This window comes from Pseudomonas asiatica, assembly GCF_009932335.1.
Taxonomy (GTDB): domain Bacteria; phylum Pseudomonadota; class Gammaproteobacteria; order Pseudomonadales; family Pseudomonadaceae; genus Aquipseudomonas; species Aquipseudomonas asiatica.
In genome coordinates this window covers 2,821,068-2,839,752 of record NZ_BLJF01000001.1, presented here as the reverse complement: position 1 = coordinate 2,839,752, position 18,685 = coordinate 2,821,068, and the positions used below count along the sequence as shown (strand labels likewise).

Annotated in this window: 22 protein-coding genes, 1 tRNA gene and 2 pseudogenes; 10 read left to right on the top strand and 15 right to left on the bottom strand. The window is 60.9% G+C overall.

What is annotated here, in order from left to right:
* Positions 1-200 precede the first annotated feature (200 nt).
* Positions 201-1,106, bottom strand: coding sequence for a LysR family transcriptional regulator (locus GYA95_RS13225; protein ID WP_161551403.1), 906 nt, complete (start codon positions 1,104-1,106; stop codon positions 201-203).
* 98 nt (positions 1,107-1,204) lie between these two features.
* On the opposite strand from GYA95_RS13225, the gene GYA95_RS13220 reads away from it, so the two are divergent.
* The gene (locus tag GYA95_RS13220; RefSeq protein WP_015270913.1) at positions 1,205-1,966 is read left to right on the top strand and encodes a sulfite exporter TauE/SafE family protein; all 762 of its coding nucleotides are present in this window, start codon (positions 1,205-1,207) and stop codon (positions 1,964-1,966) included.
* A gap of 1 nt (position 1,967) precedes the next feature.
* On the opposite strand, the gene GYA95_RS13215 is transcribed toward GYA95_RS13220, so the two are convergent.
* From GYA95_RS13215 to GYA95_RS13195, 5 genes are all read right to left on the bottom strand, one after another.
* The gene (locus GYA95_RS13215) at positions 1,968-3,392 is read right to left on the bottom strand and encodes a GGDEF domain-containing protein (RefSeq protein ID WP_015270912.1); all 1,425 of its coding nucleotides are present in this window, start codon (positions 3,390-3,392) and stop codon (positions 1,968-1,970) included.
* A 137-nt stretch (positions 3,393-3,529) separates the two neighbouring features.
* The gene (locus GYA95_RS13210) at positions 3,530-5,359 is read right to left on the bottom strand and encodes an SLC13 family permease (protein ID WP_015270911.1); all 1,830 of its coding nucleotides are present in this window, start codon (positions 5,357-5,359) and stop codon (positions 3,530-3,532) included.
* A gap of 138 nt (positions 5,360-5,497) precedes the next feature.
* Positions 5,498-5,881 (bottom strand): glycine zipper domain-containing protein, encoded by a 384-nt coding sequence (locus GYA95_RS13205; protein ID WP_013973215.1) that lies wholly within the window; start codon positions 5,879-5,881, stop codon positions 5,498-5,500.
* Between the two features lie 74 nt (positions 5,882-5,955).
* Entirely contained in the window at positions 5,956-6,150 is a 195-nt protein-coding gene (locus tag GYA95_RS13200) for a hypothetical protein (protein WP_080604890.1), read from the bottom strand.
* 129 nt (positions 6,151-6,279) lie between these two features.
* Positions 6,280-6,570 carry an RcnB family protein gene (locus tag GYA95_RS13195; RefSeq protein ID WP_015270908.1) on the bottom strand — a complete coding sequence of 97 codons (291 nt, stop codon included), beginning with the start codon at positions 6,568-6,570 and terminating at the stop codon, positions 6,280-6,282.
* Between the two features lie 114 nt (positions 6,571-6,684).
* On the opposite strand from GYA95_RS13195, the gene GYA95_RS13190 reads away from it, so the two are divergent.
* Together GYA95_RS13190 and GYA95_RS13185 are read left to right on the top strand one after the other, a co-directional pair.
* The gene (locus GYA95_RS13190) at positions 6,685-7,035 is read left to right on the top strand and encodes a hypothetical protein (protein ID WP_015270907.1); all 351 of its coding nucleotides are present in this window, start codon (positions 6,685-6,687) and stop codon (positions 7,033-7,035) included.
* Positions 7,036-7,186: 151 nt separating this feature from the next.
* Positions 7,187-8,008 (top strand): class I SAM-dependent methyltransferase, encoded by an 822-nt coding sequence (locus GYA95_RS13185; protein WP_015270906.1) that lies wholly within the window; start codon positions 7,187-7,189, stop codon positions 8,006-8,008.
* Here the strand turns inward: GYA95_RS13185 and GYA95_RS13180 are convergent, their stop codons facing one another.
* The 4 genes from GYA95_RS13180 to GYA95_RS13165 form a co-directional block, all read right to left on the bottom strand.
* Complete coding sequence (locus GYA95_RS13180) at positions 8,009-8,776, bottom strand: SDR family oxidoreductase (protein ID WP_015270905.1); 768 nt, start codon at positions 8,774-8,776, stop codon at positions 8,009-8,011.
* Between the two features lie 36 nt (positions 8,777-8,812).
* Positions 8,813-9,880 carry a phosphotransferase family protein gene (locus tag GYA95_RS13175; RefSeq protein ID WP_015270904.1) on the bottom strand — a complete coding sequence of 356 codons (1,068 nt, stop codon included), beginning with the start codon at positions 9,878-9,880 and terminating at the stop codon, positions 8,813-8,815.
* Positions 9,881-10,126: 246 nt separating this feature from the next.
* Positions 10,127-10,444, bottom strand: a complete 318-nt coding sequence (locus GYA95_RS13170) for an SCP2 sterol-binding domain-containing protein (RefSeq protein ID WP_003257405.1) — start codon at positions 10,442-10,444, stop codon at positions 10,127-10,129.
* A 56-nt stretch (positions 10,445-10,500) separates the two neighbouring features.
* Complete coding sequence (locus GYA95_RS13165) at positions 10,501-11,211, bottom strand: histidine phosphatase family protein (RefSeq protein WP_015270903.1); 711 nt, start codon at positions 11,209-11,211, stop codon at positions 10,501-10,503.
* Positions 11,212-11,408: 197 nt separating this feature from the next.
* On the opposite strand from GYA95_RS13165, the gene sohB reads away from it, so the two are divergent.
* Positions 11,409-12,428 (top strand): protease SohB, encoded by a 1,020-nt coding sequence (gene sohB / locus GYA95_RS13160; protein ID WP_015270902.1) that lies wholly within the window; start codon positions 11,409-11,411, stop codon positions 12,426-12,428.
* A 154-nt stretch (positions 12,429-12,582) separates the two neighbouring features.
* Positions 12,583-12,656 (top strand) — tRNA-Cys (locus tag GYA95_RS13155).
* 92 nt (positions 12,657-12,748) lie between these two features.
* On the opposite strand, the gene GYA95_RS13150 is transcribed toward GYA95_RS13155, so the two are convergent.
* On the bottom strand, positions 12,749-13,015 hold the full coding sequence (locus GYA95_RS13150) for a hypothetical protein (protein ID WP_015270900.1): 267 nt from the start codon (positions 13,013-13,015) through the stop codon (positions 12,749-12,751).
* A 399-nt stretch (positions 13,016-13,414) separates the two neighbouring features.
* Here GYA95_RS13150 and GYA95_RS13145 point away from each other — a divergent pair, with 399 nt between their 5' ends.
* The 3 genes from GYA95_RS13145 to GYA95_RS13140 all read left to right on the top strand — a co-directional run bounded on the left by GYA95_RS13145 (position 13,415) and on the right by GYA95_RS13140 (position 14,957).
* Positions 13,415-13,627 carry a hypothetical protein gene (locus tag GYA95_RS13145; protein ID WP_043935721.1) on the top strand — a complete coding sequence of 71 codons (213 nt, stop codon included), beginning with the start codon at positions 13,415-13,417 and terminating at the stop codon, positions 13,625-13,627.
* 114 nt (positions 13,628-13,741) lie between these two features.
* Positions 13,742-14,038 (top strand): hypothetical protein, encoded by a 297-nt coding sequence (locus GYA95_RS27920; protein WP_043935719.1) that lies wholly within the window; start codon positions 13,742-13,744, stop codon positions 14,036-14,038.
* Positions 14,039-14,273: 235 nt separating this feature from the next.
* Positions 14,274-14,957, top strand: coding sequence for an SLATT domain-containing protein (locus GYA95_RS13140; RefSeq protein WP_015270898.1), 684 nt, complete (start codon positions 14,274-14,276; stop codon positions 14,955-14,957).
* A 283-nt stretch (positions 14,958-15,240) separates the two neighbouring features.
* Here the strand turns inward: GYA95_RS13140 and GYA95_RS13135 are convergent.
* A pseudogene (locus GYA95_RS13135) lies at positions 15,241-15,681 on the bottom strand (Rad52/Rad22 family DNA repair protein); the annotation flags it as partial.
* A gap of 348 nt (positions 15,682-16,029) precedes the next feature.
* Here GYA95_RS13135 and GYA95_RS28320 point away from each other — a divergent pair.
* Complete coding sequence (locus tag GYA95_RS28320; protein WP_015270896.1) at positions 16,030-16,215, top strand: hypothetical protein; 186 nt, start codon at positions 16,030-16,032, stop codon at positions 16,213-16,215.
* Between the two features lie 735 nt (positions 16,216-16,950).
* Here GYA95_RS28320 and GYA95_RS13130 read toward each other — a convergent pair.
* Both GYA95_RS13130 and GYA95_RS13125 read right to left on the bottom strand, forming a co-directional pair.
* Complete coding sequence (locus GYA95_RS13130; protein ID WP_015270895.1) at positions 16,951-17,172, bottom strand: hypothetical protein; 222 nt, start codon at positions 17,170-17,172, stop codon at positions 16,951-16,953.
* A gap of 202 nt (positions 17,173-17,374) precedes the next feature.
* A pseudogene (locus GYA95_RS13125) lies at positions 17,375-17,669 on the bottom strand (hypothetical protein).
* Positions 17,670-17,820: 151 nt separating this feature from the next.
* Between GYA95_RS13125 and GYA95_RS13120 the strand changes: the two are divergent.
* Entirely contained in the window at positions 17,821-18,267 is a 447-nt protein-coding gene (locus GYA95_RS13120; protein WP_137137585.1) for a hypothetical protein, read from the top strand.
* Between the two features lie 123 nt (positions 18,268-18,390).
* Here GYA95_RS13120 and GYA95_RS13115 read toward each other — a convergent pair whose 3' ends face one another.
* Positions 18,391-18,681, bottom strand: coding sequence for a DUF1330 domain-containing protein (locus GYA95_RS13115; protein WP_015270891.1), 291 nt, complete (start codon positions 18,679-18,681; stop codon positions 18,391-18,393).
* Between the last annotated feature and the right edge of the window lie 4 nt (positions 18,682-18,685).

Below are 18,685 nucleotides of genomic sequence, written 5' to 3'. Positions count from 1 at the left end.
TGCCTGTCCTTCGGGCGGGCCCATTCCTCTTCATTGTTGGCCGATTCACCCTACCGATTTGTACGATAAGTCATTCTTTGCACTGGGAAAACTGTCCACAAAAAACGTGGGTAGGTCTGTGGATAAAGTTCTGCAAGCCAAGCCCGTGGCGGGCTCTGTCAAATTGAGCAGAAATTGAACAGCCGTTTCAGGGCGTTGTTTCAGTAGGCCAGGCCGGCGCGGCGCAGGGCTGCCAGCAGGTCGCGTACCCGCGTCGGCAGCTCGCCGGCGGGGTACACGGCATGCATCTGCGGGTCCCGGCCGTTGCTGGAGGTCAGGCGGTACTGCGGGCATACCCGCACCAGCCGCCCGGCCTTGACCTGCGCTTCGCCGACCCAGGCGGCCAGGCGGGCGATACCGGCGCCGGCCAAGGTGCTGTGGTACACCGCGTCACCTGAGTCCAGGCGCAGCCTGGGCCTGGGGCGCAGGCTGGTGATCTGGCCGTCGCGGCAGAAGTGCCAGGCCTTGAGGATGCGCGGGGCGGTGTGCAGGATCAGCGCGTGGCCCTCGAGGTCCTCGGGTTGTTGTGGCGTGCTGGCCAGTGCCAGGTATTCAGGGCTTGCATACAGGTGACGCTGGTAATCCCAAAGCGGGTAGCCGATCAGCTCGCTCGACTGTGGGAAGGCACCGCGCACCACGAAGTCGAACTTGCCTTGCAGCGGGTCCAAGGCCCCGTCGCTGTACTGCACGTCCAGGGTTACCTGGGGGTGGCAGCGGGAAAACTCGGCAAGCACCTGGGGCAGGACATGTTCGCCCAGTACCTGCGGCACGGCGAAGCGGATCCAGCCTTGTGCACTGCCGCTGAGCGCGGCCAGTTCGTCGGCGGCATCACGTTGCACATCCAGCAAGCGTTCGGCGTGTGGCAACAGGCGCTCGCCGGCTTCGGTCAGGGTCACGGCATTGGCGTTGCGGTTGAGCAGTTTGCTCCCGGCGTTGTCTTCCAGGGTTTGTACCGCGCGGGTTACCGCGCTGGGGGAGCGCCCCAGGGCGCGGGCGGCGGCGACGAAGCTGCGCTTGTGCGCCACGCTGACGAACGCCTGGATTTCCCGCAGCATGTCCAATGCCATTGCCTGTTCCTCGTTGCAGTTTTCGCAATATGGCATTTCAACACAAGCGCGGCACTTTGATTAGCCTTGCAGGCGTCTTCACTGCCTGAAACCGCGTCATGATGGATATCGCTGTGCTTTCCGTGTTCGCCTTCGCCGCTGGGCTGATCGACGCCGCCGTGGGTGGCGGTGGGCTGATCCAGATTCCGGCCTTGTTCAACGTGCTGCCCACCGCGCAACCGGCGGCATTGCTCGGAAGCAACAAGCTGGCGTCGGTGTGTGGCACGGCCTTCGCTGCGCGTTCGTTCATCCGCAGGGTGACGCTGGACTGGGGGTTGATCGTGCCGGCAGCGCTCAGTGCGTTCGTAATGTCGTTCGCCGGTGCCGCCACGGTGTCGCTGGTGCCGCCCAGCGTGATGCGCCCTGCGGTGCTGGTGCTGATCGTGCTGATGGCCATCTACACCTTCTGCAAGAAGGACTTCGGCACGCTGCACAAACCCACAAGGATCGGCCGCAAGGAGCAGTGCCTGGCGGTGCTGATCGGTGGCGCGATCGGTTTTTACGACGGCCTGTTCGGTCCGGGTACTGGCAGCTTCCTGATCTTCCTGTTCATCCGCTTCTTCGCTTTGGACTTTCTGCACGCCTCGGCGTCGGCCAAGGTGGTGAACATCGCCACCAACCTGGCGGCGCTGGTGTTCTTCGTGCCATCAGGCAATGTGCTGTACGCCATCGCCTTGCCCATGGCGGCTTGCAACATCCTCGGCGCGCTGACCGGTACCTGGCTGGCGGTGCGCAAGGGCGCGGGCTTTGTGCGTGGGTTGTTCCTGGTGCTCTTGTGCGTGCTGATCGCCAAGTTGACGTGGGACCTGCTGGGTGGCTAGTTCACATCGCCTGGCGTTGTGGCTCGGCCTGTTCGACGCGATTGCGGCCATGGGCCTTGGCGCGGTACAGCGCCTGATCGGCGCGTGCCAGCAGTTCATCGAGGGTGGGGGCCGGCATGTCGGCGGCACAACCGGCCAGGCCGATACTGACGGTAATCTGCAGGGACTGGCCGGCCTGCATCACATGCAGGTCCTGCACCGCACGGCGCAGGCGCTCGGCAGTGAACTTGGCCCGATCTGGCGCCAGGCCCGGTAGGACCACGACAAATTCCTCGCCGCCCAGGCGAGCGAACAGTTCACCATCGTGCAACTGGTCCTGCAGGGTGCTGGCGAACTGGCGCAGCACCTGGTCACCGACCGCATGGCCATGGACATCATTGATCGACTTGAAGTGGTCGATGTCCAGCATCATCAGGGTCAGCGGCAGCGCCTGGGCGTGTTGCTGGCGGCTTTCCAGCAGCGCGTTGGCGCGGCGGGTGAAGGCGCTGCGGGTGAGCACACCGGTGAGGTGGTCGATGCTGGCCTGATGCGCCAGGCGGGCCATCAGGCTGCGGTTTGCCTGGCTGACGCAGGCCACCACCAGCGGCCCGAGCACCAGCATGGCGATGCCCAGGCGCGCCGACATCAGTGTGGTCACTCCGGGCTCGCTTTGCGGCACGCTGAAATGCATGAGGTTTTGCGCCACCGCCACGATCAGCGTGCTGCCAGCGGTGAGTGTCAGCAGAGAAACCAGGAACGGTGAGTAAGTCCAGGCGCACCACAGCAGCGCGGCAATCGGGAAGGCAATGGCCCCGGGGCCGCCGAAGGCAATGCTGAACGCCAGCGAGGCCAGCAGCACCAGCAACGGCGCCAGGCGGATGGCCTGGGCGCCACCGCGCACCAGCGCTCGTGCCGTAGGGGCTGTCAGCAGCACTGGCAGCACCAGCACGCTGGTCGAGAACTGTTCACTGAACCAGGCCAGCCAGGTGGCGCGCAACGACTGTTCGAACCACGGCGCGGCCACTGCCGCCGCCATGCTGGCAGCCACTATTGCCCCGGCGGCACTGGCGCCGAACACGCTGAGGACGCCGTGGGGAGTACGCATCCGTCGGTGCAGGCGTGGCAAGCGCGAGAGCATCAGCCAGAGGGTGACCACCACGCCCAGGTTGCACAGGTTGAACCACAGGGCAGGCACCCAGGCGCTGCCGCACAGCAGGTCGGCGCCGACCATGGCCAGCCAGACCAGGGTAAAGCCCGTCAGCGTGGCTTGGCGGGGGTAGCGCAGTAGCACCCCAGCCAGGACCGCATTGACCGGCCAGAACAGCGACAGGGATTCGATCGGGCGGGCCAGGATGCCGCCCAGGGTCAGGGCGAAGGTCAGGCCGAGTAGAACGACGTAGTGCAACAAGCGCGATTGGGCTGGAAAAACCATGGGCTCGACCGGCAAGGCGGGAACGAAATCCAGGACAACGGCTTGAAGCACCTGGGGCAATTGCGCATAAGTGTGTTTCGTCAGGGGACTTGATGTCAATCTGCCGCGATCGGTCGAGATAATGCCAAATTGCCTTCATTCGTAGCCAAACCCTACAGCCCAAAGAACCACGGCACCATCAACACGGTCACCAGCATCACCAGTATGGTGAACGGCACGCCAACTTTGACAAAGTCAGCGAAGCGGTATTGCCCCGGGCCAAGTACCAGGGTGTTCACCGGCGATGACACCGGCGTCATGAAGGCCGCCGAGGCAGCCAGCGCCACGGTCATGGCAAACGGGTAGGGCGACATGCCCAGCTGCGTGGCGGTGCTGACGGCCACGGGTGCCATCAGTACCGCAGTGGCCGTGTTGGAGATGAACAGGCCGATCACCGCCGTGACCGCGAACAGGCAGGCGAGGATGGCGCTGGGGCCGGCACCGCCCAGCACGCTGACCAGGCCGCCCACTGCCAGGTCGATGCCGCCGGTTTTCTGCAGTGCCTGGGCAAAGGGCAGCATACCGACGATCAGCACCAGGCTTTGCCAGTGGATGGCCCGGTAGGCGCTGTTCATGTCGATGCAGCGGCCTGCGCCCATCAGCAGGCAGCCGATCAGCGCGGCAATGACATTGGGGACCGCGCCGCTGACCATCAACCCGACCATCACCGCCAGGCTCAGCAACGCCTGTGGTGCGCGGGTGCGGGCGGGCGCGACCAGGTCGATTTCTGCGGGCAGGCTCAGTACCAGGAAGTCCTTGGGCTTGCTTTGCAACTGGCGCACGGCTTTCCACGGGCCGACTACCAGCAGGGTGTCGCCCAGGCGCAGCTTTTCTTCCACCAGCTGTTCTTCGATCGCCACCTGCTCGCGGCGCAAGCCGACAACGTTGAGGTCGAAGCGAGTGCGAAAGGCCAGTTCGAGGATGCTCTTGCCGAGCAGTTTCGAACCTGGTGGCAGCAATACCTCGGCCATACCCAGCTCCTGGGACTGGTCGATGAAGTAGGCGGCCTTGAAGTGCAGCGGCTCCAGCTGCATGGTCTGGCACAGGCTGCGCAGGTCGTCGCGGTTGGCGAACAGGTCGAGCAGCAGCACATCGCCCTGGTGCAGCACGGTGCTGGAGTCGGCGGCGATCACCCGCGTGGTGAACTTGTGCTGGCGCTCGATACCGATCACGTTGGCGCCATGCCGGGTGCGCAGCTCCAGCTCGCCCAGGGTATGACCGATCAGCGGTGAATGGGGGCGGATGCGCAGGCGCCGTTCACGGCCATTGAGCTTGTAGTCCAGCACCAGGTCCAGCAGGGTGCGGCGGCTTTCCACGCGGCCGTCCTTGCGCACTTCGCCATTCAGCCAGTGCCGGGTCAGCAGCATGTAGCCGATGCCCAGCACCAGCACCACCAGGCCGAACGGGGTGAAGCTGAAGAAGCTGAAGCCCGCTTCGCCATGGCGTACCAGCTCGCTGTGTACCACCACGTTGGGCGGTGTGGCCACCAGGCTGAGCATGCCGCTGATCAGGCCGGCGAAAGCCAGCGGCATCATCAGGCGGGCGGGCGAAAGCTGCAGGCGTGCAGCGATGCTCAGCACCACCGGAATGAAAATGGCCACCACGCCGGTGGAGCTCATCATCGAACCCAGCCCCGCCACGGCTACCATCAGCAACACCAGCAGGCGTGCCTCGCTGTTGCCGGCCCGCTCGCTCATCCATTCGCCGATACGGTAGGCAATGCCGGTGCGCACCAGGCCTTCACCGATCACGAACAAGGCGGCGATCAACACCACGTTGGGGTCACTGAAACCGGCCAGCGCCTGCTCCACGGTGAGGATGCCCGACAGCGGCAGGGCGAGGATCACCAGTAGCGCGACCACGTCCATGCGTGGGCGGTTGATGACGAACAGGGTGATGACGAAGGCCAGCAGGCCGAGGACCCATAGCAGCTCTTGGTTCATGGGGAGGGGGTGTTCCTTCACACGGGGGCACGATAGACAGTAGCAGCCAGTGTGCCGGATTGTGCTGAAGGGGGTGTTGATGTACTGCAGGGTTTGCAAAACAAAAGGGGCCGCATTGCGGCCCCTTTGTCACTGGAATCAGTGACGGTGACGGTGGTGCTTGCCGTTGTTGTCGCCCAGGTGGTTGCCGATGGCACCACCGGCCGCACCACCCAGGCCGGCACCCACGGTGGAGCCGGTCTTGCCGCCCACCGCGCCGCCCAGCAGCGAACCGCCCGCCGAGCCCAGGCCACCGCCAATGGCGGCTTCGGTACGGTTGCCCTTGCGTGCACCTACCGCACTGCCGGCTGCGCCGCCGAGGCCGGCGCCGATGGCCGCCCCCGTTTTGCCGCCGATCTGTTGACCGACAACGTTACCCAGAACACCACCCAGGCCACCGCCAATGGCGGCGGTACCGTCACCGGCGAAAGCGCCCTGGCACAGCAGCAGGCCGAGGGCAAGGGAAGGCAGAGTCAGACGCATGATACGAACCTCAAAGGAATCATCAGGTTAAGGTGCCGCGCAATGGGCGGCGGGCCAGGGTTGAAAAAGACGTTTCAGCGGTAGTAGCGGTCACCACGATATCGACGATAGTCGTCATCATCGTCGTCGCGGTCATGCCGATGGTGGTGGCGATGGTCACGGTCACGGTCACGCCAGCCATCGTCGTCGTCGTCATGGTAGCGATGGCTATGGCACCCGGCAGTCAGCAGGACAACAGCAATCAGCGAAAGGCTTGCAAGACGGGTCATCACGATATAGGTCCTTGATCCGCAATGGTTTACGGCACACCTCCTGAGACTGGAAAGGATCCATTTGGTTTCGCTGGCAGGCAAAAAATTGTCGTGCCAGCGAGAGCGGCGGGAGTGAAGAGTGTTGAATCAGCGGGCTGGCTGGATCGCCAGCACCACACCGTTGGTGATCTGCACCAGCACGTAGCGCCCACCCATGTTTACCCAGTGGCTTTCCTTTTCCGGTGCTGGCAGGCCCTTGGCTTTCCAGTCCTTGATAGCCTGGTCATCGCGTTTGTACTGGTCGGGTGCCTTGTCGCCGACCTTGAGCTCTCGGTTGTGGGTTTCTGGTGTGGTGACGCTTTCTTCGCTGGAGGGGGCTGCGGTGGCAGCCAGGGGCAGGCTGGCAAGGACGGCGAACAGCAGGTGGTGCAGTTTCATGGTTATCTCCTTGTGACGGAATGCCTTATCTGCGACAGCCACCTGAGCGCGACAATTCACTCGCGATGCTTGCCAGTGCTAGAGTCGCCTTCTTTTTTATCCTGAGGATGGAACATGCGTGCGATTCTGCCGATGGCCGCGGCGTTGATGCTGGTCGGTTGTGCTTCTGCGACCATGGAAACGGCCCGAGGCGGCAAGCCGACCGCGCAGCTCGACTCGCACAAGGCGCCAGAGCTGGTGGCCCAGTGCATCCAGTTCAGCTGGCAGGAAGAGAAGGTATTCGGCGACGACGCCAGTGGTTATCTGGAACCACGCAAGCAAGGTGGCTTCACCGTGTATACCCGTGAGGCCGAGGCGTTCGTGGACGTGTACCCGCAGGTGGGTGGGGCGCGGGTGGATTACTACGCGCAGAAGAACGACGGTGTGGCCCTGCAGCGCCGGGCGGCGGCGGCGACCTGCCTGTAACGGCTGGCGACTTCACATGGCTGGTTGACTTGGCAGGGGCTCTGTGGGGTCGGGTGGGAGCGCGCCAGCTTTACAATTTTTAGCAAGGCAGTCCTGTCGCAGGGAGATTGGTGGGGGCTAGCATGAGCCCCCACGAATCAAGGAAGACACCATGGACCGCTCACTGCAACTCAACCGCGCCAGCTGGGATGAACGTGCCCCGCTGCACGCTGCTTCCAACGACTACGAAGTCGAACGGCTCATCCAGCATCCCGAACACCTTTCCGAGACCGTACGCTTCGACCTGCCATTGCTTGGCAATATCGACGGGCTCAACGCCGTCCACCTGCAGTGCCACATCGGTACCGATACCCTCTCGCTGGCGCGCCTTGGTGCCAAGGTCTGTGGCCTGGACTATTCCGCGGCTTCGCTGGCCGAGGCGCGTGCGTTGGCCCAGCGCTGTGCGGCACCCATCGCGTATGTCGAGTCCGACGTCTACGCCGCCGACAAGGTGTTGCCGGCCGGCACGTTCGACCTGGTCTACACCGGCATCGGCGCGCTCTGCTGGCTGCCTCGCATCGAGCCGTGGGCGCGTACTGTCGCGGCCCTGCTGAAGCCGGGTGGTCGGTTGTTCCTGCGCGACGGGCACCCGATGCTGATGGCAGTCAACGAAGACCACCAGGACCGCCTGCAACTCGAATACCCGTATTTCGAACACGAAGAGCCGACGGTGTGGCACAACGACCAAACCTACGTCGAAACCGAGCAGCGCCTTTCCCACACCGAAACCCACGAGTGGAACCACGGCCTGGGCGAGGTGATCAGCGCCTTGCTGGCCCACGGCCTGCAACTGACCGCTCTGGTCGAGCACCAGAGTATCCCCTGGGAGGCGCTGCCGGGGCAGATGGTCAAGGGCGACGACGGTGAATATCGCCTGCGCGAGCAGCCCGCACGCCTGCCCCTGAGCTACACCCTGGTTGCAGTAAAAGCCTGATCAGGACAGGTAGCCACCGTCGACATTGAGTGCGGTACCGGTGGTGTAGCTGGAAGCATCGCTGGCCAAGTATAACACGGCGCCGGCCATTTCCTTGGGGTCGGCCACGCGCTTGAGCGGGATCTGCTGCAGCGCGGCGTTGAGGATGGCGTCGTTCTTCACCAGTGCCGAGGCGAACTTGGTGTCGGTCAGGCCTGGCAGCAGGGCGTTGCAGCGGATCCCGAACTGCGCGCACTCCTTGGCGAAGACCTTGGTCATGTTGATGACTGCCGCCTTGGTCACCGAGTAGATGCCCTGGAACAGGCCGGGTGAAACCCCGTTGATAGACGCCACGTTGATGATGCTGCCGCCACCATGCTCGCGCATCAGCTTGCCGGCCTCGACCGACATGAAGAAGTAGCCCCGGATGTTCACGTCCACGGTCTTCTGGAAAGCACCCGGGTCGGTATCCAGCACGTTGCAGAACTGCGGGTTGGTAGCGGCATTGTTGACCAGGATGTCCAGCCGCCCGAATTGTTCGCGGATGCCGGCAAACACCTGCTGGATCTGCTCCAGTTCACCGATGTGGCAGGCTACCGCCGTTGCCTTGCCACCGGCGGCGATGATGGCGTCAGCCACCTGCTGGCAACCGTCGAGCTTGCGGCTGGACACGATCACATGGGCACCTTGCTGGGCCAACAGGTGGGCGATGGCCTCGCCGATGCCACGGCTGGCGCCGGAAACGAAGGCAATCTTGCCGTCGAGGTCGAACAGGTGGGTCTTGGACATGCTGTTTTCCTTGTTATCCGTCGTCTAGGTCGGGGCTCAGAGGCTGGACTTGGCGATGACCTGCATGGTCATCTGCTCCAGCAAGCGGTTCATGTGGATGAACTGGGCGAAGCGCTTGTCCTGGGTCTGGCCGTGGTAATAGCGGTAGTAGATCTGCTGGACGATGCCGGCCAGGCGGAACAGGCCATAGCAATAGTAGTAATCGAAGTTGTCCAGGCGGATGCCGGCGCGCTCGGCGTAGTAATCGACGAACTGGCGGCGGGTGAGCATGCCCGGCGCGTTGCTCGGCTGGCGGCGCATCAGCTGCACTGGCGCCGGGTCGTCGGCCTCTATCCAGTAGGCCAGGCTGTTGCCCAGGTCCATCAGCGGGTCGCCCAGGGTGGCCATTTCCCAGTCCAGCACACCGATGATGCGCATGGGGTTGTCGGCATCGAGGATCACGTTGTCGAAACGGTAGTCGTTGTGCACGATGCCGGGCCGCGGGTGGTCGGCGGGCATTTTCTCGTGCAGCCAGGCGGTCACCTGTTCCCAGCGCGGGGCGTCAGGGGTCAGGGCCTTTTCATAGCGGCTGGTCCAGCCCTCGATCTGGCGCTGCACATAGCCTTCCGGTTTGCCCAGGTCGGCCAGGCCGCAGGCGTTGTAGTCCACCTGGTGCAGTTCCACCAGGCGGTCGATGAAGCTCTTGCACAGGGCTTCGGTGCGGTTGGCGTCAAGGTCCAGCTCGGCCGGGATGTCCGAGCGCAGGATGATGCCCTTGACCCGTTCCATCACGTAGAACTCGCCGCCGATCAGGCTGCTGTCGGTGCAGTGCACATAGGCCTTGGGGCAGTAGGGGAAGCCGCTGTTGAGCTGGTTGAGGATGCGAAACTCGCGGCCCATGTCGTGGGCCGACTTGGCCTTCTGCCCGAACGGTGGACGGCGCAGCACGAAGTCGCGGCCCGGGTAGCTGACCAGGTAGGTAAGGTTGGAGGCGCCGCCAGGGAACTGGCTGATGCTCGGCAGGCCATCCAGGCCGGGGATGTTGGCTTTGAGGTAAGGGTCGATGACAGCCGCGTCGAGTTCTTCGCCGGGGCGTACCTGGGTGGACTGGTCGGTGAGCGTCATGCGTTTTCCTTATTCTCGATCGCAAGGACTATTGGCTAATCTAATGGTCCGCCGGGGATGGGACAAGCGTGCCAGATGCCATATAGGTGAGGGTGTTGCTGTTTGATCAACTGCCTTGATAGCGCTCACTTGTTTTTGTGGAAGTGCCCACAAGCCAGGCGGCCTTGTGCGGGCTGTTGGGCACGGGCAAAAAAAAACCGAAGCCGGTCAGGCTTCGGTTTTTCGATCATCCGCTATTTCCAGCCCTCAGGACGGGAACAGCTCGCTGAGCTTCATCGACAGCATCATGTCGCCTTCAACGCGCAGCTTGCCGCCCATGAATGCCTGCATGCCGTCGGTTTCGCCGCTGACGATACCCTTCAGGGTTTCGCTATCCATCACCAGGGTGCAGTTGGCATCCGGGTTTTCGCCTTCCTGCAGGTCGCAGGTGCCGTCCTTGACGATCAGCGCGTAGTGCTTGTCTTCGTCGGTGATGTTGAAGCCGAACACCAGGTCCAGGCCGGCGGCAGCGGATGGGTTGAACTTCTCTTGCATCTTTTTGACGGCATCAGCTACGGAGGTCATGGCGCATTCCTTATAGAGTGATTTACACGTCCCCGCAGGGACACAACAAGCCGGGCTCATCGATAGGTGACAAGCTCCGGCGCCCTCAACAGCTGCACATGGGCCTGGCTGTTGAAGGAAGCCAGTGCCACGTCGCGGCCGCGGAACTTCAGCTGGCTGAGCGACGTGTTGATGATCTGCCAGTTCAGCGCGAACGCCTGTCCGGGGGTAATACGGGTAACCAGGTGGAGCAGGGCGGCAATGGTACCGCCCGAGGTGAAGATGGCGATATTGTCGCCGCTACCGGCAGCATCCAGTACGCGCTGCAGGCCGCCTTGCACGCGGGCGGTGAACGCCTGCCAGGTCTCCAGGTCATCGTCGGCATGTTCGCCATCGTGCCAGCGCTGCACCATCAGTGCGAACAGGCGCTGGAACTCGCTGCGGTGCTGCGCGCCATTGCGCAGGATGTGCAGGGCGTCGGGCTCCTGAGGCAGCAGCCCGGGCAACAAGGCGCGGATCACACCATCGGCATCGAACTCATTGAATGCTGTATCGGTCTCAACAGCCGGCACCGGGCAGCCATTGGCGTGCAATGCATCCAGGGCTAGGCGCGCGGTATCCTGCTGGCGGCGCAGGTCGCCTGCCACGCAGCGGTCCAGCCTTACACCGAGCTGGGCCAGGTGCTCACCCAGGGCCTGGCTCTGGCGCACGCCCACGGGCGAGAGGACATCGTAGTCATCGGCGCCGAAGGAGGCTTGGCCATGTCGGATCAGGTAGAGGTTGCCCACGAAAGGTTCCGGCCTGTTGGAGGTTGCTGCGAGGTTAGGATGCGGCACACGGGCTGTCAACGAAAAAACATACAAGCGTTTGAAAAGGTTGTTTGAAAGGTGTTGCCAGCGTTTGCCACGGCTGGCAGCACCTCAGGCGCAACGGTATGCTTGCTACAGTTACGCGCCGTAGTGGCGCAAGTCTTTAAGGAGTCAACGTGGAGTTTCTTGCTGAATACGCAAGCTTTCTCGCCAAAACCGCCACCCTGGTCATCGCCATCCTGATAGTGCTGTCGGCCATCGCCGGGCTGCGCGGCAAGGGGCGGCGCAAATCGGGTGGGCAATTGCAGGTCACCCGCCTGAACGAGTTCTACAAGGACCTGCGCGAGCGCCTGGAATCCGGCTTGCTCGACAAGGCCCAGCTCAAGGCCCTACGCAAGCAGCAGGCCAAGGCGGAAAAGCGGCAGAAGAAGGGCAAGGCCGAGGAAAAGGGCCGGGTCTTCGTGCTGGATTTCGATGGCGACATCAAAGCTTCTGCCACCGAAAGCCTGCGCAACGAAATCACCGCGCTGCTCACCCTCGCCACCCCGCGCGACGAGGTGGTGCTACGCCTTGAAAGCGGTGGTGGCCTGGTGCACAGCTATGGCCTGGCCGCATCGCAGCTGGCGCGCATTCGCCAGGCCGGCATCCCGTTGACCGTGTGCATCGACAAGGTAGCCGCCAGTGGCGGGTACATGATGGCCTGCATTGGCGAGAAGATCGTCAGCGCACCGTTCGCCGTACTGGGTTCCATTGGCGTGGTGGCGCAGCTGCCCAACGTCAACCGCCTGCTGAAGAAGCACGACATCGATTTCGAAGTGCTTACCGCCGGTGAATACAAGCGCACCCTGACCGTGTTCGGCGAGAACACCGAGAAAGGCCGGGAGAAGTTCCAGGAAGACCTGGACATCACCCACCAGCTGTTCAAGGACTTCGTTTCCCGCTATCGCCCGCAGCTGCACATCGACGAAGTGGCCACCGGCGAAGTCTGGCTGGGCGTCGCGGCACTCAACCGCAAGCTGGTGGACGAGTTGCAGACCAGCGACGAGTACCTCAGCGAACGCGCGCGCAACGCCAACCTGTTCCACCTGCACTACGCCGAACGCAAGAGCCTGCAGGAGCGAATCGGCATGGCTGCCAGTGGCACCGTGGAGAACACAGTGGTGGGCTTGTGGAGTAAACTCGGCCGCCTGCGCTAACACCTTGAACCCGTTGAAATTTTTTTTCGTTCAGGGGGTTGCAAGGTTAAAGGAATGAAGACATAATGGCGCCCATCGAAACGCAGCAAACTTTGAAAAAGGTTCAGTGTTTCAAGGAGATAGCGAAGCGCAAGCTGCTAGATCCGACCTTTGAGGCCGAGTAGCAAAGTGGTTATGCTCCGGATTGCAAATCCGTCTACGCCGGTTCGATTCCGACCTCGGCCTCCACCATTCGAAAGCCCCGCAACCATTGAGGTTGCGGGGCTTTTTTAATGCCTGCGGATTTTGTTGACCCCGGCCATTTGGGACAATCCTGGGGCTCACGGCTGATACCTCTCATCAATCCAGCGCCCAGGCGCCAGAGCGGGTGTAGGTTCGGGTTGGGTTTCGTGCGGGGAAAGCTGGAACTGGTTGCCGGCCTGCAGCTGGCTGTCGGGGATGCAACTTATGCCGTCGCGCCAGTCGAAACCGAAGGTCCAGCAGGTTGCGCCGCGCTCGTCGTCGTGGAAGACGTCAACACCTTTGGGCAATTCGCCTGCGCTGGCGCCGGTGGCCAGCAGCAGGAGGCAGAGGGCGAGGCGGGTCATTAATAGTCATCCCAGTTCAGTTCTTTGATGAAGTCGCCACCCGAGCACAGTCGCTCGTCTGCAATCGCGTCCACGCCATTGAGATCTTCCAGATCAGTCTTGGCACGCTCCATGGCGAGCTGGGCATGTCCGAACTGGTGCCGCTTCCTCACTTTGTAGGAATGAAGGGCCTTCGCTTTATCCGGGTACGCAAACCGGCGCTTATCCCGTCAGGGCTAATCTCGTCGATATAGCGGAAGTGGTCCGGCCAAGCCGGTTGCTGTCTTCAGGCATGACTTCGTCCTTGGCCGCCATATCGCGGCAGTTGGCGAAAAAAGTTTAAGTTCTGGTGACTTTAATCTGTGGCGGGGTGTCCACCGGTCACGAGGAGTGCTTCGCTCCTCATCAGCGGTGGATCACATGAGCTCTATTAGCAAGGATCAACAGTTTCATGCGTACGAACTGCTTCGAAAGCTCGATACCTACACGGCTCAAACGATGAGTCAGGTTGTGTATGGTGTGACGTCCTCCTCCAGCTGGCGATCGGATTGCGACCAGCACCGACGCATTTTTGAAGAATGGATGGCTTTTGCTGCAACGATGCACCTGCCTGAGCCGCCGGACGAAGGCTGATCGCCGCTTGTCCGATTCAGTTTTCAGTATCTCCCGCTGCGGTTGATAACCGCTTCGTGTTCGCTATTGTGAACGTTCACCTATCGCATACAACTAAAGTCGTAGGAGATCGACATGAGGATACGCGGTGAAGTTTTCTGGCAATGGGCTGATCCTTCGCTTCACCACCGCACTCATGACGAGACCCTTGGCGATGGAACGCACATAGATGTCCAGGTGCGACTGTCGCGCGCAGGTAACACGCAAATGTTCATTGGAGTCTATGCCTCGACGGGCATGGCCCTTCACGAGGAGGCGTTCGATTCCCGTCCCGGTGAATCAATGACCAGGGCTTTAGCCTGGGGCGTCGGACGGGCTCGCCGCATTGCCACAGAAACTCTCCCAAAATCCGACCAGGTAGCCTGCTCGTGATAGGGGAGAGGGGTTGCTGGTGCGTTTCGCGGTAGCCAGCCAGGAACAGCAGGTAGTCGCTGTGGGTGCGCTGGTCTTCGAAGCCATTACTGTCCTTGCGCAGTTCTTGCTCGCTCAGGCCTAGCGGGTTGAGCCTGATGAGCACATCGCGTGGGTCGGTGTTGCTGGATCGGTTTTCTGTGGGCTGGGAAAGCCTCAATTATAAGATGCGCGCCTGTCGCACGGAGGACGCGCAATGTCGGGAACTGATAGCTTTAAGAATCTGTACAAGAAGATGGATGCCACGTCGAAAACTAGGTTTCATGCCTCTCGGCGCCTGCGCCTGCATGCGAAGCTTTCGACCTATACGGTCGTCATCCTGTCTCTGGTTCTGATCCTGGTATCTCTAATGCAGGCCTACGATCTAGGCGCAAATATCAAAAGGAAGGAGGTAGTCCTTCTTCAGGTTTTTGCATCGATCGCGGTGCTTGTGTATTCGCTGCTGATCGAGAAGAACGACTTTTCCAACAGGTCAGAGAAGATGTATTCCTACGCCTCTAAGCTAGGCGAGCTGAAGCAGGAGGCTCACCCACATAAAACTGCAGGTACCTTCGACCAGAAGAAATATGACGAGAGCTGGAAGGGGTACCACGACGTCCTGAAGCTTTACGAGACCCACTCGAACAACGATTTTCGAGGCGATTACCTCCGGGCAAAGCTTGAAATGCCTGAGGACTACCCTATGGATGGGTGGCAGAAATTTACGATGTCGGCAAAGGTTTGGGGCTCTTACGTCTTGAATTTCGCAACCTACCCCATGGTTGCTGCTGTTTTGGTTCTTGCTCTTTATTGGGTCTGGGTTGGATTTGGGCCTGCAACTGGTGAGTCTGTAGCGACACTTCAGTCCCCACAGAAGCAGTCGATGTCTTCGGCTAAGTAGTCGAAATCAAAATCCGTCTGCCTGGCGCGTTGGTCCGCTGACCAGGCAAGCGACCGGTAATTAGGGCGGTCCTGTCTGAACACCTGGCCGAACCGTTCTTCGGTGCCGGACCACCAGATCACCCGGGAAGGATCTTCCTGGATGGTCCTAATCAGCTTGGCCTCGTTCTTCTTCCAGCAAAGGTCGCAGTTGCCGTAGTCCGAGTCCATGCCAAGGTCAAAAGGTTGCTCGGCCCAGAAAGCTGCCACGTCCACCTTGATGACGCCGGCGACGTAGGATGGGCATACGCATCGGCGCTGAAGCCCAGCATGGACAGGGCTTTCTTGATGGCGTCGGTCAACGACTTCTTCGGCGCCTCACCATCAGAGGTCATGCCGTACTTGGTCTTGTACTGGTGCCGGGTGCACCCGTACTGCTCGACCTCGCCGCGCTGGCCGTCCTGCATGAACCAGAGCTGGATTTTGACGGTGTGGCCGATCTCCCGGCCCAAGCAGATTCGCTTGTCGCCTTCGCCGGAAAACACCTCGTGACCGTCGTCGAATCGCTCCTCAAGCACCTTCCAGCCCCAACCGATACCGACCGGGCCGAACATTTCGGTCGCCTTCATGACCATCGCGGTGCCGTTCAGGTTGGTGATCTTCTGGCCGCCGACCTCGGCGTTCTTGGTGCAGCGGGTATCGGTGGTCTGCACCTGCTCCCAGATGCGCATGTTGGTTGTGGGCATTGGAAAACCTCGCGCCAGGCCGGCGCCGTCAGTTGAAATAGGGGAAATGCCAGGTCAAGCCCTGATGTAGGCCAAGCGGCCTGTGCGTCGGCTATGGTTGTGCGCTATGGCGGGCATTTGCGCCTCACCGGGACGCGAAGAAAAGCGGCGATAAATGCTTGCAGATGCTGCGCTATAGCGGCGGCGGATGGTTTGGTTTACGGATTTCTAAACAAAACTTGCAGGATTTTGCGTTTATTATGTCGGCATTTTTCAGTATCTTGCTCTAATTCCCACGGGTGCTTCAAATTCCCTGTATAGTGACTGCGTAGCCGTTTTCTGCGGCTTCTCACTTAAGAGGTAGCTTTTATGCACCAGGCCATATCCCCAGAGACGCAGCGTGCCCATGAGCGCTTGAATGAACAGACTGACTTGTTCATCAAGCAGGGAGGCCAAATTGAAAGCGTTCCTTCTGGAGTCAGCGGCGTGCTAGCGAGCAAGCCGAAGGTCGTTTGGACGAACCCTCACACGGCCAAGCCGATTCACAAACGATAGCGCGCCCAGATGCACTGCTTGCTCGCTCCATGGTGAACGTGAGGGCACAACCTTGTTTGATGCGCCAAGTGATTCAGATATTGCCGTGCGGATTGGAGTGAGCGAGGCGGATGTAGCTCTTTACCGGGGTGATACATTTCGATTGAAAGATGGTTCGTGGCTCATCCATTTTTCCTTCGCAATGCCCCAAGAGCTACGGCAAAGCCTTACCGGCAGTTTCACCCTCCTTTTCAAAATGAAAGAAACAGGCGACAGGCGTATGAGTGAGCTGGATTGAGCATACGATCTGGATGCCAACTCAGCCCAAGCCCTGTCCCAGTGGTCCGCTTTATCTCTTCTGGAAGAGTGGGAAGCGCATACTCAAATAGCTCAGGACTTCTGAGCATTGAGAGGTGTGTATGTCCAGAGATAGGTATGGCGTAGATAGTGACAGACAGGTCAGTCAGCCAGCCGATAATGAGGGGCGGCTACAGAGATCAGTCGATCAGAGTGAGAGCGCTTTCCAAGAGAACTGTGACGACAATTTCGACAGCCCTCCCTTTCGAAGAGGGCAGAAGCAGGGCCCGCCGGACCCATCGAGGGTATCCCATGCAGAGCGTTATAGTTATCACAAGCGCCCATTGGAATAACGTTCAGCTGTAGATGGGCCTAAATGTAAAAGCCTGGCCCGGTGCCGGGCTCTTTGGGTGTTGATTTCGCGCCAAATGACCAAGTGGCGGGCCCGCTGGTAGGAGTTCACACCCGAACCTCGTAGCCCAAGGTCGACTCTCCGCAGATGCAGGCCCGGCAGTTCCAGGCCTGCGGATTTTCGATACTGGCCAGTTCGGCCTGGTGCATCGCGGCCGCGAAGGTTGGACCCTTGAACAACATCAGCACCCGGTCGCCGGGCATTGCCTGACTCTCGGGCAGTTCAGCGACCTGCTCATCAATGAGCGTGGTGATCAGTGGCGTTGTCATGCAGCCTCCTTGCGCCGAACGGCAATACGCCGAATGCGCTCGCAGTAATGTTTGAACTCGTTGGAGTCGATGACGAGGATCGAGGATGGAGAAGTAGGCGACGACCATCGTCTCCGCCTTCGCATCCTCCACCGGGCCAGACCCGGTAGAAGCATCGTCTCGATTGCTGCCTCGATGGCGCTCACCGCCACGCTGTGGGGATTCATTCCGCGTCCTCGGCCTGGGCCAGCACCGCTTCCTTGGCAAAAGGAGTGCGTAGCTGCCGAGCTATCTCTTCAAGCTGGCCCATCGCGAACTCATCCACCGCTTGGGCGAAGCGCTCGTAGGTCACGCCACGCTGGTGGAAGTTGCGCTGGAAGACTACGTTACGGCGCGCCAACAGCATCCGCGATGCCATCGTCGAACCAGCGCGCCTCAGCTTCCTCAGCCGCGCTCTCGCTCACCGGAGGCGGCAACTGGTTGTCGTACTGCCATTGTGCTGCTCGAAGTGCGCCCATGGCGGTCCTCCTACACAGATGGGGTGGATGGTAGGTTTGTTTGTGGGCGGGGTAAGTCGTGAATAGCGCTCGGATAAAGTCGCGTAGTGCGCTGATGTATGCAATTGCCTTAGAATGCTCGCCTTTCACCCCTCAAAGGAATGAATACGTGGTGAGCAATAACGCAATCTGCTGCCCGCAATGCCAAGGTCAAAACGTCCAGCTTCTGTCTATCATCCATGCTGCTGGCACTTCTCACATACAAGCAACCCACCAAGCGCAGTCCCAATCCGGATTCGGACCAAGCGTGACCGTTGAAACTTCAGGTCGGCATCAGACCAATTTGGCGGCAAGCGTCGGTCCACCTCCAGGTAAGCGCTTGCTTGGCCCGGTCATCCTTACGGGGGTTGGTGCAATCATCTTGTACGATGGCCTCAAGCTTATGAACACCTTCTGGGGCGTTGATTGGTCAAGGTTCTTCATAGGCGCGATATTTATCACCGTCGGTGTAATTGGATTCGTTCGCCACTGGAAATTCAACGTCGCACAGTACGACAAATTGGAAGAGTGGCGCCGCACTTGGATGTGCCACGCTTGTGGCACTCGATTCATTCCGTAAACGGTATTGAGAGGGCACCTGCGGGTGCCTTTTCTTTTGGCAGAGCTGTTCAGTATTGCGCTGGAGGAGAGGAACAATGCCGGACGCTATCGTCCCATGGCATCCGTATCAGCGAACCCTTGATCAGCCTAAATCCCCCTCAACGATAAGCAACTCACGACGATAGGCGCGTAATGCCATCGCCTTTGCTTGCGAATAGGCGGGATCGGCATAGCACGCCTGGGCCTGGGCATAACTGTCGAACTCGACCGCCAGCGCCCGTGTGCTGGTATGCGACTCGACCAGCGCTGTCGAATCGAGAGCCTTGAGCCTGGCGCCATAATGCTCGGCGATTGGCGCCCACAACCGGCCATATTCCTGCTGCGCCTGCGTGTCGGTAACAGCAGTCCCCAGAATGATCCAGTAACCTTTCATCAAT

Excerpts from the sequence above, each read along its gene's own strand:
- GYA95_RS13180 (WP_015270905.1), bottom strand. The coding sequence starts at position 8,776 with ATGTCCAAGACCCACCTGTTCGACCTCGACGGCAAGATTGCCTTCGTT.
- GYA95_RS13130 (WP_015270895.1), bottom strand. The coding sequence starts at position 17,172 with ATGACAACGCCACTGATCACCACGCTCATTGATGAGCAGGTCGCTGAA.
- GYA95_RS13170 (WP_003257405.1), bottom strand. The coding sequence starts at position 10,444 with ATGACCTCCGTAGCTGATGCCGTCAAAAAGATGCAAGAGAAGTTCAAC.
- GYA95_RS28320 (WP_015270896.1), top strand. The coding sequence starts at position 16,030 with ATGCACCAGGCCATATCCCCAGAGACGCAGCGTGCCCATGAGCGCTTG.
- GYA95_RS13140 (WP_015270898.1), top strand. The coding sequence starts at position 14,274 with ATGTCGGGAACTGATAGCTTTAAGAATCTGTACAAGAAGATGGATGCC.
- GYA95_RS13145 (WP_043935721.1), top strand. The coding sequence starts at position 13,415 with ATGAGCTCTATTAGCAAGGATCAACAGTTTCATGCGTACGAACTGCTT.
- GYA95_RS13220 (WP_015270913.1), top strand. The coding sequence starts at position 1,205 with ATGATGGATATCGCTGTGCTTTCCGTGTTCGCCTTCGCCGCTGGGCTG.
- GYA95_RS13185 (WP_015270906.1), top strand. The coding sequence starts at position 7,187 with ATGGACCGCTCACTGCAACTCAACCGCGCCAGCTGGGATGAACGTGCC.
- GYA95_RS13205 (WP_013973215.1), bottom strand. The coding sequence starts at position 5,881 with ATGCGTCTGACTCTGCCTTCCCTTGCCCTCGGCCTGCTGCTGTGCCAG.
- GYA95_RS13200 (WP_080604890.1), bottom strand. The coding sequence starts at position 6,150 with ATGACCCGTCTTGCAAGCCTTTCGCTGATTGCTGTTGTCCTGCTGACT.
- GYA95_RS13115 (WP_015270891.1), bottom strand. The coding sequence starts at position 18,681 with ATGAAAGGTTACTGGATCATTCTGGGGACTGCTGTTACCGACACGCAG.
- GYA95_RS13195 (WP_015270908.1), bottom strand. The coding sequence starts at position 6,570 with ATGAAACTGCACCACCTGCTGTTCGCCGTCCTTGCCAGCCTGCCCCTG.
- GYA95_RS13210 (WP_015270911.1), bottom strand. The coding sequence starts at position 5,359 with ATGAACCAAGAGCTGCTATGGGTCCTCGGCCTGCTGGCCTTCGTCATC.
- GYA95_RS27920 (WP_043935719.1), top strand. The coding sequence starts at position 13,742 with ATGAGGATACGCGGTGAAGTTTTCTGGCAATGGGCTGATCCTTCGCTT.
- GYA95_RS13190 (WP_015270907.1), top strand. The coding sequence starts at position 6,685 with ATGCGTGCGATTCTGCCGATGGCCGCGGCGTTGATGCTGGTCGGTTGT.
- GYA95_RS13150 (WP_015270900.1), bottom strand. The coding sequence starts at position 13,015 with ATGACCCGCCTCGCCCTCTGCCTCCTGCTGCTGGCCACCGGCGCCAGC.
- GYA95_RS13225 (WP_161551403.1), bottom strand. The coding sequence starts at position 1,106 with ATGGCATTGGACATGCTGCGGGAAATCCAGGCGTTCGTCAGCGTGGCG.
- GYA95_RS13175 (WP_015270904.1), bottom strand. The coding sequence starts at position 9,880 with ATGACGCTCACCGACCAGTCCACCCAGGTACGCCCCGGCGAAGAACTC.